The 12839-nt window shown below is 57.6% G+C and carries 10 protein-coding genes; 3 read left to right on the forward strand and 7 right to left on the reverse strand.

Annotation, left to right across the window (positions count from 1 at the left end):
• Window positions 1–41: 41 nt before the first annotated feature.
• Complete coding sequence (gene blaACT, locus BMW97_RS16450) at window positions 42–1187, reverse strand: ACT family cephalosporin-hydrolyzing class C beta-lactamase (protein WP_045909550.1); 1146 nt, start codon at window positions 1185–1187, stop codon at window positions 42–44.
• Window positions 1188–1319: 132 nt separating this feature from the next.
• On the opposite strand from blaACT, the gene ampR reads away from it, so the two are divergent.
• Window positions 1320–2195, forward strand: a complete 876-nt coding sequence (ampR, locus tag BMW97_RS16455) for a LysR family transcriptional regulator AmpR (protein WP_045909549.1) — start codon at window positions 1320–1322, stop codon at window positions 2193–2195.
• Between the two features lie 29 nt (window positions 2196–2224).
• On the opposite strand, the gene frdD is transcribed toward ampR, so the two are convergent.
• The 4 genes from frdD to frdA are packed head-to-tail and all read right to left on the reverse strand — an operon-like array spanning window position 2225 to window position 5518.
• Window positions 2225–2584: a fumarate reductase subunit FrdD gene (frdD, locus tag BMW97_RS16460; protein WP_032662398.1), complete on the reverse strand. Its 360-nt coding sequence runs from the start codon at window positions 2582–2584 to the stop codon at window positions 2225–2227.
• Window positions 2585–2594: 10 nt separating this feature from the next.
• The gene (gene frdC, locus BMW97_RS16465) at window positions 2595–2990 is read right to left on the reverse strand and encodes a fumarate reductase subunit FrdC (RefSeq protein WP_045909548.1); all 396 of its coding nucleotides are present in this window, start codon (window positions 2988–2990) and stop codon (window positions 2595–2597) included.
• A gap of 10 nt (window positions 2991–3000) precedes the next feature.
• The gene (locus tag BMW97_RS16470) at window positions 3001–3735 is read right to left on the reverse strand and encodes a succinate dehydrogenase/fumarate reductase iron-sulfur subunit (RefSeq protein ID WP_045909547.1); all 735 of its coding nucleotides are present in this window, start codon (window positions 3733–3735) and stop codon (window positions 3001–3003) included.
• Window positions 3728–5518 carry a fumarate reductase (quinol) flavoprotein subunit gene (frdA, locus tag BMW97_RS16475; RefSeq protein ID WP_045909546.1) on the reverse strand — a complete coding sequence of 597 codons (1791 nt, stop codon included), beginning with the start codon at window positions 5516–5518 and terminating at the stop codon, window positions 3728–3730. Before frdA ends, BMW97_RS16470 begins: the two co-directional genes overlap by 8 nt.
• A 310-nt stretch (window positions 5519–5828) precedes the next feature.
• Between frdA and epmA the strand changes: the two genes are divergently transcribed.
• Entirely contained in the window at window positions 5829–6806 is a 978-nt protein-coding gene (epmA, locus tag BMW97_RS16480; protein ID WP_045909545.1) for an elongation factor P--(R)-beta-lysine ligase, read from the forward strand.
• 178 nt (window positions 6807–6984) lie between these two features.
• Complete coding sequence (yjeM, locus tag BMW97_RS16485; protein WP_045909544.1) at window positions 6985–8484, forward strand: glutamate/gamma-aminobutyrate family transporter YjeM; 1500 nt, start codon at window positions 6985–6987, stop codon at window positions 8482–8484.
• A 37-nt stretch (window positions 8485–8521) separates the two neighbouring features.
• Here the strand turns inward: yjeM and mscM are convergent, their stop codons facing one another.
• Window positions 8522–11845 carry a miniconductance mechanosensitive channel MscM gene (gene mscM / locus BMW97_RS16490; RefSeq protein WP_045909543.1) on the reverse strand — a complete coding sequence of 1108 codons (3324 nt, stop codon included), beginning with the start codon at window positions 11843–11845 and terminating at the stop codon, window positions 8522–8524.
• A gap of 19 nt (window positions 11846–11864) precedes the next feature.
• Complete coding sequence (gene asd / locus BMW97_RS16495; protein WP_045909542.1) at window positions 11865–12833, reverse strand: archaetidylserine decarboxylase; 969 nt, start codon at window positions 12831–12833, stop codon at window positions 11865–11867.
• Between the last annotated feature and the right edge of the window lie 6 nt (window positions 12834–12839).

Raw genomic sequence — 12839 nt, forward strand, 5'->3', positions numbered from 1 at the left:
TTTGTAGGCCGGGTAAAGCGAAGCCGCCACCCGGCAATGTTTTACTGCAGCGCGTCGAGGATACGGTATGCCGCCTCAACGCGTGCCGGGTTCGGATAGCTTTTATTCGCCAGCATCACAATGCCGAGCTGCTTTTCAGGAATAAATGCCACGTAGCTGCCAAATCCGCCGGTAGAGCCCGTTTTATGGACCCAGGAGGCCTTAACCGGTGGTGCCGGTGGATTCACTTCTCTTGCAGGCAACGGCGCCAGCGCCACCTTATTGTCGCTGCCCCCGACCACCGTTTGGGCGTCGACCGGCCAGTTCAGCATTTCCCAGCCCAATCCTTGATACATGGCTCCCACGCGCCAGTAGCGAGACTGTGCCAGGGCAATACCGTGCTTAAGTGGGGAATCCTGAAGGGAGTCCGGCATCATATTGACCATCACCCAGCTTGCCATATCCTGCACGTTGGTTTTTACGCCATAGGCTTCCGCGTCCAGCATCCCTGGCGAAACGTGGACCGTTTTACCGTCACGGTATCCCCAGGCGTAATGCGCCTCTTCCGCTTTCGGGACGTTAATCCAGGTATGGTCCAGCTTGAGCGGCTTAAAGACCCGCGTCGTCATGGCCTGCTCATAGCTCATGCCGGAGGGTTTGACCGCCAGCGCGCCAAAAAGACCGATGCTGGTGTTAGCGTAAAGACGCGTGGTGCCCGGCTTCCACTTTGGCTGCCAGTTTTGATAAAAGCGCAGCAGGGAGGCGGTATCCGTGACCTCATCCGGCACCTGCAACGGCAGACCGCCTGCGGTATAGGTTGCCAGATCCAGCATGCGAATGCCCTGCCACTGCTTGCCCGTGAGCTCAGGCCAGTATTTGATCACCGGATCGCCCAGCGTTATTTCACCGCGCGCAATCGCATCGCCACCCAATACGCCGGTGAAGGTTTTACTTATCGAACCCAGCTCGAACAAGGTTTGTGGGGTGACGGGTTTGTTCGCTGCAACATCAGCTTTACCGAAGGTAAAGTAGTGCGGCTGACCCTGATAAATCACCGCCACCGCCATACCCGGAATGGCCTGCGCGTTCATCAGCGGCGTAACGGTGCGTTCCACCACCTCAGCCAGCTGTTTTTCGGACATCGGTGCGGCGAATGCAGCGCTGGCAACGCTGAGCAGCAGGGCAAAGCTTAGGGTTTTTTTCATCATTAGTTATCTTCCGTAATAGCAGTTCAAGGGAGTGTCCGGGCCCGTCAGACCGCTGTAGTCTGTGAGATTTGACTGTGGCTGACAAACGGTTAAATTTAGCATTAGCTGTTAATTTTTCTAACGGACGAGACCATGACGCGCAGCTATCTTCCTCTTAATTCCCTGCGGGCGTTTGAAGCCGCCGCCAGGCACCTCAGTTTTACACATGCCGCTATCGAGCTGAATGTCACCCATTCCGCGATTAGCCAGCACGTAAAGGCGCTGGAGCAGCACCTGAACTGCCAGCTGTTCGTCCGCGTTTCCCGTGGGCTGATGTTGACCACGGAAGGCGAGAATTTGCTGCCGGTACTGAATGACTCGTTCGACCGCATTGCCGGAATGCTGGATCGCTTTGCCAGCCAGCGCGCTCAGGAGAAGCTGAAAATTGGCGTGGTGGGTACCTTTGCTACGGGGATGTTATTCTCGCAGCTCGCTGACTTTCGTCGCTGCTATCCGCATATCGATCTTCAGCTGTCGACGCACAACAATCGCGTCGATCCGGCAGCCGAGGGGCTTGATTACGCCATTCGCTATGGTGGTGGGGCGTGGCACGGTACGGAAGCGACATTTCTCTGTTCTGCGCCGCTGGCACCGCTTTGCACGCCTGATATCGCTGCCGCGTTGCATACTCCTGCCGATATCCTGAAGTTTACCCTGCTGCGTTCTTACCGGCGCGACGAGTGGACCGCCTGGATGCAGGCCGCGGGAGAACACCCGCCTTCACCGACACACCGGGTGATGGTATTTGATTCGTCCGTGACCATGCTGGAAGCCGCGCAGGCAGGCGTGGGCATAGCGATTGCTCCTGTCGATATGTTTACCCACCTGCTGAACAGTGAGCGCATTGTGCAACCCTTTGCGACGCAGATTGACCTTGGCAGCTACTGGCTCACGAGGCTGCAGTCACGCGCAGAAACGCCCGCAATGAGTGAGTTTGCCCAGTGGCTGGTGGGGAAGATGCAGAAATAAAAGGCCCGCCGGATGGCGGGCCAGAGGCGTCAGAGGGTGACCACCGCAATCAGCGTCACCACGGTCAGGATGGTCGCCAGACCGTAGAATACCCATTTCCCGCTCGGTACATGGATTTTCAGGTCATGCATCGCATGGTGAATACGGTGCAGGCCACACCATAGCGGCAGGACGATCATCAGGAAGATGAACACGCGGCCGATAAAGCTGCTCGCGAACGCCAGTACGCGCTCGTAGCTCAGCGCATCGCCCGGGAACAGCCCCAGCGGCAGCATAATGCCGACCAGCAGAATGATGACGGGGGCAATGATGGCACTCCACATGCCGCCTGCGCCAAAGAGGCCCCAGAAGACCGGCTCGTCAGAACGTTTTGGATTTGGATTGATCACAATAGTCTCCTTACCAGAACAGTGCGACAAACAGAATGACCACGGTGACCAGAACCGTCACCGCCCAGAGCCCCTTAATCACCGGCTCTGGCCCCATTTTCTCGCCTTTTACGATGATGTTCGCCGCTTTTGGCGCCAGTTCAAACCAGGTTTTGGTATGCAGCAGCGCGGCCGCGAGCACGATCAGGTTCAGAATGACTATGATCGGGTTTTGCAGGAAACCGACGAAGCTGGCCCAGGTTTCCGGGCCATGCTTGAGGGCAAAAACGCCGTACATCAGCTCAAGGCTGAACCAGACCGCCGGTACCGCAGTGCCTTCACGCAGCATGTAGAAGCGATAAAACGGCAGGTTTTTCCACCAGGTGGACGGCACAGGCCGCACATAGGCTTTGCGTTTAGTCGTCATCATGCACTCCTTAGCGTGGTTTCAGGGTAGCGATAAGAAAGTCTTTCGAACTTTCCACTTTACCCTGCTGAATAGCGGCGGCCGGGTCGACGTGCTTCGGACAGACTTCGGAGCAATAACCCACAAAGGTACAGGTCCAGACGCCGTTCTGGCTGTTAAGCTGCGCCATACGTTCTTTTTTACCGTGGTCGCGGCTGTCTTCGTTATAGCGGTGCGCCAGGGTAATGGCGGCCGGACCAATGAACTCGGGGTTCAGGCCAAACTGTGGACAGGCAGCGTAGCAAAGACCGCAGTTGATGCAGCCGGAGAACTGATGGTATTTCGCCATCTGAGCCGGAGTCTGAGTGTTTGGCCCCTGATCCGGCGTGCGCGGGTTGCCGATGATGTAGGGCTTAATGGCTTCCAGGCTTTCGATAAAGTGGGTCATATCAACCACCAGATCGCGTTCAATCGGGAAGTTGCCCAGGGCTTCGACCTTGATCCCTTTGGTATAGTCACGCAGGAAAGTCTTACAGGCCAGCTTCGGCACCTTGTTGACCATCATGCCGCAGGAGCCGCAGATCGCCATGCGGCAGGACCAGCGATAGCTCAGGTCTGGCGCCAGGTTGTCTTTGATATAGCCGAGCGCGTCCAGCAGGGAGGTTTGCTCGTCGTAAGGGACTTCATAGAAAGCACTGTGCGGTGCGGCATCCACTTCCGGGTTGTAGCGCACCACTTCAACTTTGAGTGTTTGCATCTCAGCCATTCGCCTTCTCCTTCTTCTCGGCGGCTTCTGCTTCTGCACCGTACACGCGTTTAGCCGGTGGCAGCGTGGTGATTTTCACGTCGCTGTAGTCCAGACGTGTGGTGCCATCCGCATCGCGCCAGGCGAGCGTGTGTTTCAGGAAGTTGACGTCGTCACGCTCGGTACAGCCTTCATCAAGACGCTGATGCGCCCCACGCGACTCTTTACGCGCCAGCGCAGAGTGCGCCATACATTCCGCCACGTTCAGGCCGTGGCCCAGTTCGATGGTATAGAGCAGGTCGGTGTTGAAAACGCTGGAGGTATCGGTGATGCGCACGCGCTTGAAGCGCTCTTGCAGTTCCGCCAGCTTGTCGACGGTTTTTTGCATCAGCTCAGGGGTACGGTAGATACCGCAGCCTTCTTCCATCGACAGGCCCATCTCGTCGCGGATCTTAGACCAGTTCTCGTTACCTTCCTGGTTCACCAGATCTTTCAGACGTTTTTCAACGTCGGCGACCTGTGCATCCAGCGCGGCACCGTTGGCTTCGCCTGCGGTTGCCGCCCGCTCCATCGCGCGCTCGCCCGCCATGCGGCCAAAGACCACCAGCTCGGCCAGCGAGTTTGAGCCGAGACGGTTGGCGCCGTGCAGGCCCACGGAGGAACATTCACCGACGGCGAACAGACCCTTAATACGGGTTTCACACTGCTGATCGGTTTCGATCCCGCCCATGGTGTAGTGCGCCGTTGGGCGTACCGGAATCGGCTCTTTCACTGGATCGACGCCGACGTAGGCTTTCGCCAGCTCGCAGATGAACGGCAGACGTTCCAGCAGTTTTTTCTCGCCCAGATGGCGCAGGTCGAGATAGACCACATCGCCGCGCGGCGTGGAGATGGTGTTGCCTTTGCGCCACTCGTGCCAGAAAGCCTGAGAGACTTTGTCACGCGGGCCGAGCTCCATGTACTTGTTCTTCGGCTCGCCGAGCGGGGTTTCCGGACCCATGCCGTAATCCTGCAGGTAGCGGTAGCCGTTTTTGTTGACCAGAATACCGCCTTCACCGCGGCAGCCTTCCGTCATCAGAATGCCGGATCCTGGCAGACCGGTTGGGTGATACTGCACGAATTCCATATCGCGCAGCGGCACGCCGTGGCTGAGCGCCATACCCATACCGTCGCCGGTAACGATGCCGCCGTTGGTGTTATAACGATAAACGCGGCCCGCACCGCCCGTCGCCATCACCACCGCATTGGCGCGGATCTGGACGAGCGTGCCTTCCATCATATTCATCGCCACCAGGCCGCGCGCGTGTCCATCATCCACCAGAATGTCGAGGACGAAATGCTCATCGAAGCGCTGAATTTGTGGGAACTGAAGGGAGGTCTGGAAAAGGGTGTGCAGCATGTGGAAGCCGGTCTTATCGGCAGCGAACCAGGTGCGTTCGATCTTCATGCCGCCGAAGCGGCGAACGTTGACGCTGCCGTCCGGACGGCGGCTCCACGGACAACCCCACTGCTCAAGCTGGGTCATCTCCGTTGGACAATGGTGCACAAAGTAGTCAACGACATCCTGTTCACAAAGCCAGTCGCCCCCTGCAACCGTGTCGTGGAAATGGTATTCAAAGCTGTCATGATCCTGCGCAACGGCGGCGGACCCTCCTTCTGCGGCCACCGTGTGGCTGCGCATTGGATAGACTTTTGAAATCAATGCGATTTTAGCGTTGGGATTAGCTTGCGCTGCAGCAATCGCAGCACGTAATCCAGCCCCGCCAGCGCCTATTACGGCAAGATCGGCCTGAAAAGTTTGCACGACATTCCTCCAGATTTTTGTTATTTCGCAACGCGACAAACTAAAGGTAGTTCACCCGTCCAAAAGGACGATTGCGAAAGCGTTTCCACTGCTCCTTTATGGGTAAAACAGTATAACCGTGTAGATGTCAGGGAAATTTGACGTGTTCGATTTTTTTGCTGTTCTGTCCGGCGATTTATCATTGAGATTGATGAATTGCATCACGCAATTGTTCACCTAAATGAAATGCGCTTTTTTACTGCGCAAAATTTGTCTCTGTCCCTGCTAACGAGTAGACTTCGTGCCCTTGTCTGAAAACGGAGAACAACTCATGAGCGAAACGGCCACCTGGGAGCCGAGCGCATCCATCCCTAATCTGTTAAAACGCGCTGCAATTATGACGGAGATCCGCCGTTTCTTTGCCGACCGCGGTGTCCTGGAGGTGGAAACCCCGTGCATGAGTCAGGCAACGGTAACGGATATTCATCTGGTCCCGTTTGAAACCCGTTTTGTTGGCCCCGGCCACTCTCAGGGCATGAATTTGTATCTGATGACCAGCCCGGAATACCACATGAAACGCCTGCTGGCGGCGGGGTGTGGTCCGGTCTATCAGCTGTGCCGCAGTTTCCGTAATGAAGAGATGGGGCGTCACCACAACCCGGAATTCACCATGCTGGAGTGGTACCGACCGCATTATGATATGTACCGCCTGATGAATGAGGTAGACGATCTACTGCAGCAGGTCCTGGACTGCTCTGAAGCTGAAACGCTCTCTTATCAGCAGGCCTTCCAGCGCTATCTGGAAATCGATCCGCTGTCGGCGGACAAAACCCAGCTGCGGGAAGTGGCGGCAAAACTGGATCTGAGCAACGTGGCGGATACAGAAGAGGATCGCGACACGCTGCTGCAGCTGCTGTTCACCTTCGGCGTGGAACCGCAGATTGGCAAAGACCGTCCGACGTTTGTCTATCACTTCCCGGCAAGCCAGGCGTCACTGGCGCAGATCAGTACCGAAGACCATCGTGTCGCAGAGCGTTTTGAGGTCTATTACAAAGGTATTGAGCTGGCGAACGGCTTCCACGAACTGACCGACGCCCGCGAGCAGGCGCAGCGTTTCGAGCAGGATAACCGCAAGCGCGCCGCGCGCGGCCTGCCACAGCAGCCGATTGATACCAACCTGCTGGAAGCGTTAAAAGCGGGTCTGCCGGATTGCTCCGGCGTGGCGCTGGGCGTAGACCGTCTGGTGATGCTGGCGCTGGGCGCCGAGCAACTGGGCGATGTGATTGCCTTTACGGTCGATCGCGCTTAAAGAATTGCCGGGTGGCGCTGTCGCTTACCCGGCCTACTCGGTCACTTGGCCCTGCCACATTAAAAACTGCCCTATTATCAATATACGGGTGTTTTTCTTAATTTGGCCCTTATAGCCACAATATTAGTCTGGTCTTCTGCTACCATCCGCGCAGTTTAATTCCGCTTTGGATGGTTCTATGTCCCACTCACTCAAAAAGATGACCCTCACCGGGCTCATCCTGATGATATTTACCTCAGTGTTTGGCTTTGCAAACAGCCCCTCCGCGTTCTATCTGATGGGCTATAGCGCGACGCCGTTTTATATCGTTTCTGCTCTGTTCTTCTTTATCCCGTTTGCGCTGATGATGGCGGAGATGGGCTCGGCTTACCGGAAAGAAGAGGGCGGGATTTACTCATGGATGAATAACAGCGTCGGCCCGCGTTATGCCTTTATCGGTACGTTTATGTGGTTTTCATCCTACGTCGTCTGGATGGTCAGTACGGCCGCTAAAGTCTGGGTGCCGTTCTCGACGTTTGTTTTCGGCGCCGATAAAACCCAGGTCTGGTCGTTAGCCGGGCTGAGCTCCACGCAGGTCGTCGGGATTCTGGCGGTATGCTGGATGGTTGTCGTGACGCTGGTGGCGTCTAAAGGCATCAACAAAATTGCCCGTATCACTGCCGTTGGCGGTATTTCCGTGATGTGCCTGAACCTGGTGCTGCTGCTGGTGAGTATCGCTATCCTTTGCCTGAACGGTGGTCATTTTGCGCAGGAGGTAAACTTCGTTTCATCGCCTAATCCAGGTTACCAGTCCGGGCTGGCTATGCTCTCCTTCGTGGTGTTTGCCATCTTCGCTTACGGCGGCATTGAAGCCGTTGGCGGTCTGGTCGACAAGACCGAGAACCCGGAGAAAAACTTTGCCAAAGGCATTATTTTTGCCGCCATCGTGATTTCCATCGGCTATTCGCTGGCGATTTTCCTCTGGGGCGTCAGCACCAACTGGCAACAGGTGTTGAGCAACAGCACCACCAACCTCGGGAACATCACCTATGTGCTGATGAAAAGCCTGGGGATGACGCTGGGGCAGGCGATGAACCTGACGCCGGATGCGGCGGCAACGCTGGGCATTTGGTTTGCGCGTATTACCGGTCTGTCGATGTTCCTCGCCTATACCGGCGCATTCTTCACGCTGATCTATTCGCCGCTGAAAGCGATTATTCAGGGTACGCCGAAGGCGCTGTGGCCTGCGCGCATGACCCAGCTCAACACGACGGGGATGCCTGCTAACGCGATGTGGATGCAGTGCCTGCTGGTATGTGCGTTCATTCTACTGGTGTCATTTGGCGGCGATACGGCGTCTGCGTTTTACAACAAGCTGACCCTGATGGCAAACGTGTCGATGACCCTGCCGTACCTGTTCCTGACCCTGGCGTTCCCGTTCTTTAAGGCGAAGCAGGACCTTGAACGTCCGTTTGTGATCTTCAAAACCCGCGCGGCAACGCTGCTGGCCACCACGGTGGTGCTGCTGGTGGTGGCGTTTGCCAACATCTTCACCATTATTCAGCCGGTGATTGAGGCGAACGACTGGAACAGCGCGCTGTGGATGGTGGGCGGCCCAATCTTCTTCTCTCTGTTAGCGATGGGGATTTATGAGAATTACCGTCGACGCGCGACGGCGTACATCGCAGAAGTGGCGTAGCGGGAATATTCCCCTCCCGAAAGGGAGGGGAGACGCGTTACAGACTGCCCGCCGGGCGCGTACGCGCCGCTGACGTCAGCGTTCTTCCCGTTTTACGCCCGTCCAGGCTTTCCAGACGCATCTGGAAGGGTGGGAACGGCATATCAATACCGTGCTCGCGGAAGCCCGCCAGAATCAGCTGGTGGATCTCATGGCGCAGCGGCATACGGTGTCCCATCTCGGCGGCGTAGATACGCAGCTCGAAAATCTGGATCCCCTGCTGTAAATCCACAAGGAAGACTTCCGGCGCCGGGTTGTCGATCACCAGCGAGCAGCGCTCAGCGGCGGTGTAGAGGATCTGGGTGACCTCTTCGCTGTTAGCGTCCGACGGGGCCGGTACCGTCAGCACCACACGGGTAACGGAGTCTGACAGCGACCAGTTGATGAACTGCTCGGTAATAAACGCCTTGTTTGGCACGATGATCTCTTTCCGATCCCAGTCGCTGATCGTCGTCGCACGGGTGTTGATCTTCGTGATGCTGCCGGTCAGATCGCGGATCGTGACGGTATCGCCAATACGGATCGGTTTTTCGAACAGAATGATCAGACCAGAGATGAAGTTGGCGAAGATCTCCTGTAAACCAAAACCTAACCCGACGCCGAGCGCTGCGACGAGCCACTGGAGCTTCGACCACTCAATGCCGATCATCGAGAAGCCAACCAGTCCACCAAACAGCATGATCAGATACTTGGTAATGGTCGTGATCGCATAGCCCGTACCCGGCGTTAAATCCAGATGCTGCAGCAGCGCCAGCTCCAGCAGCGCCGGGAAGTTGCGCACCAGCTGAGTGGTGATGATCAGCACCAGAATGGCAATCAGCACTGCCCCTAGGGTGATCGGCTCCAGGCTTTCAACGCCCTGCACCGTGGAGGTCACATCCCACAGCGAGATGTTCTCCAGGAAGCCAAATGCGGAGTGGATCTCCGACCACAGGAAGATGACCGACAGGAGGGCAATCAGCATCAGAATAGAGCGAACCAGACGCAGTGACTGGGTACTGATGGCATCCAGATCCAGCTCGACCTCATCCGCCTCCGTCGTGCCTTCCGTACTGTTGACGTGGTTTGGCTCTTCCTCACCCCGCGCGCGCTGGGCGAGGATCTCCGCCCGGCGATGCTTGGCACGATCAAACGCCAGACGGCGGCGCTGAATCAGCATCCAGCGGCGGATCACGTGATACACCACCAGCAGCAGGAACCAGATGGCCACCGAGGTTTCCAGACGTGCCAACAGCGCCTGCGACGTCGCCAGGTAACCCACCGCGGCTGCCAACATCGCAATCAACGGTGCGCTGAGCAGCAGGTTCCAGAGCAGCCGGTTGAACATGTTGTCGCCGCTGCCGGTTTTATCCAGATAGAGCGGAATACCCGCGCGTTTCAGGCTGAGCGTGACGATGGCCAGCGCTCCACATATCAGCATAAAGCAGAGGCGGCCTAGCGAGCCTGAGAATTCGCGGTCGTTGAGATTATCGAACATGATCAGCGCCATAATCAGCGGCACAATCAGCCCGATGCTCATCAGATAGTAACGCATGGCGCGCGCCACGCGATTACGCGGCCAGCCAAAGTGGGCGATAAACAGGCCATTGGGTCGCGCAAAGGTGGCGCAAATCATCACCACCCACAGCAGCGGCACCGTGGCGGTGACGCCATCGCCAATCGCTACCGCGAGCGGATAGGGCCAGGCTTCCCGCAGGCCATAGCCCAGCGTCATCCACAGCACCGGCAGCGGGGAGGCGACGAGAATCGACCAGAATACGGTGCGCAACGTCAGCCAGAAGTGATCCTGGGTAACCTTCCCCACCCGGGAGCTGGAACGCTCGAGGAAGCGGGTGAAATGTCTGCGCGAGTAAATGCTGAAGCCCACCAGAATCAACGCCCCCAGCAGCGGGAAAATGGTCTCTTTGCTGGTGAGCATCATCACGCTGGCCTGTCCCAGCTGGCTGAAGGTATCCAGCGAAATCAGACGGCGCAGATCCTGAACAATCTCAATTGGCCACGAGAAGGTCATTGGACGCACGTCTGACGTCCAGAAGAGATAACGGTGCGTCGCCTCGTTCACCTCTTTCAGCGCATCTTCCAGCTGGCTGTTGGACACTTTTAGCTTGGTCAGCTCCAGAATCAGCGTATCCCCGCCCTGGAGCAGAGAGTTCAGCAGTTCACGCTGGGTACGCATCTGGGCTTCAAGAATACGGTTTTGCTCGCTGGTCAGAGGCTGTCCGTCAGCCTGACGGATCTGGCGGATTTGCGGCTGTTTGTTGAGAAGATCTTCAAAATGCAGCCGCTGAACGCGCAGCTGGGCCATTTCGGTATCCAGCTGCTGCGGCTTGGGCATTTCCGGCAGCCGCGCGACCTGGGCGCGCAGCGCTTCGCCCAGCAGGTTTGACGATCCGAGCCACTGGGACTGCTCGCGCAGGGTGTTAAGCGCCTGGCGAACCTGAAGGGTTTGATTGGTGGCCTGACGCTGCTGCGAGGCCACCAGATCCATACGCTGCGCCTGTTGGTTCAGCGCAGCCGAAAGCTCACGGTTGACCTTAAACTGCTGGACGATGCCGGCAGGCAGGTTATCGCTGTTTTCTGCCAGCAGCTCGGTACTTTCCAGCGCGCGCTCCGCTTCACGCTGGCGCTGGCTGTTGAGCTGGTTGCGCAGGGCCTGAAGATACGCGTCCAGCTGCTCGCTCTGCTTCTGAGCGAGTTCTGAGCGCATCCGCGACAGCTCCTGGCGGTTATTGGCGGAAAGCTGCGCCAGCTCAAGCTCATCGACAAGGGCCTTCAGGCGAGCCGATTCTGCCTGCAGGCCCAGATTTTGGGCCTGTGCCTGCGGCGTGTTGCCGTTTTGCGTACCCACGCGGCGCTCAACTTCATTAAGCTGGCGACGGGCGTCGGTTTGCTGCTGCGGAAGCTGGCTGAGAGAGTCGGCAATTTCGCGCGCTCGCTCCTGCTCCTGCTGAGCAAGGCGGCTCTTTTCCAGAAGCTGGCTGCTGACCTGCAGGATCTCCTGGTTCAGCGCGTCGGAGGTCATGCCTGCCGGCACATCGCGCGGTTCGTCACGCAAGTTATTGAGCTGCGCGCGCAGCGTCTGCGAGAGTTTGGGGAAGTTGTCGATAACCTGCTGATACTGCTGAGCGCGCTCAAGAGAGCCTTTCCGCTCCTCAAGCGCGTTCAGTGCGGACTGGAGCGACTCGACGGTCTCTGGCTGAGCGGGTTTGGCCGCTTTTGCCTGCTCCAGTTCCTGGGTTATCTGTTTGGCGTCGGGGGCTGTCGCTGCGTACGCCCCCATGCTGAGGCACCAGGCCATCAGTAGAACGATAATCGGGCGCACGTCAGCGATCCTTCTGTTGTTAGCCTTCGTCTTTTTTGTCGTCAACCAGCGGGCTGGCGTCGTGCTCGGCCTGGAGCTCTTCTTGTGACAGCGGAGCCGGTTCTGCCTCTGGCGTCACGAAGGTTTCAGTAGAGACCGCCAGCGGCTGGCCCAGCTTTGTCACCGACAGGCTTTCAAGCTGTTCAGCCAGCTTCACTTTGCCCGGCGCAAACAGGTTGATCACGGTGGAGCCCAGCTTAAAGCGACCCATCTCCTGGCCTTTCAGCAGGGCCACAGAGCCTTCCGCTTCACCGGCAGGCCAGGTCCAGCGTTTGATCACGCCTTCGCGCGGTGGGGTAATGGTGCCAGCCCAGACGGTTTCGATGCTGCCGACGATGGTCGCACCGACCAGAATCTGTGCCATAGGGCCGAATTCAGTATCAAACAGGCAGATGACGCGCTCGTTACGGGCAAACAGGTTTGGCACGTTCTGCGCGGTGAGGTGGTTCACGGAGAACAGATCGCCCGGGACGTAAATCATTTCACGCAGGATACCGTTACACGGCATGTGCACGCGGTGGTAGTCGCGCGGTGACAGATAGGTGGTGGCAAAGGTACCGTTGCGGAACAGATCCGCCATCAGGTAGTTACCCGCCAGCAGCGCTTCCAGGCTGTAGTTATGGCCCTTCGCCTGCAGAATTTTGTCGTCTTCGATGTTACCCAACTGGCTGATCACGCCGTCTGCCGGCATCACCAGGACGTTAGGGTCGGTGTTCACCGGGCGCACGTCGTCACGCAGCGGGCGCACGAAGAATTCGTTGAAGGTGCGGTAGCTGGCGGTATCCGGCTTCTGCGCCTCTTTCATATCGACCTTGTAATATTTTACGAAAAGGTCGATGACCAGTTTGGTCAGCCAGCCTGCGCGTTTGCTCGCGCCCCAGCCCGCCAGGCGAGTGAGCCACAGTTTTGGCAGAATGTATTGAAGCGAAAGTTTAAATGCGTTTAACAAGGTAGC

Source organism: Enterobacter sp. NFIX58, assembly GCF_900110475.1.
Taxonomy (GTDB): Bacteria; Pseudomonadota; Gammaproteobacteria; order Enterobacterales; family Enterobacteriaceae; genus Enterobacter; species Enterobacter quasiroggenkampii.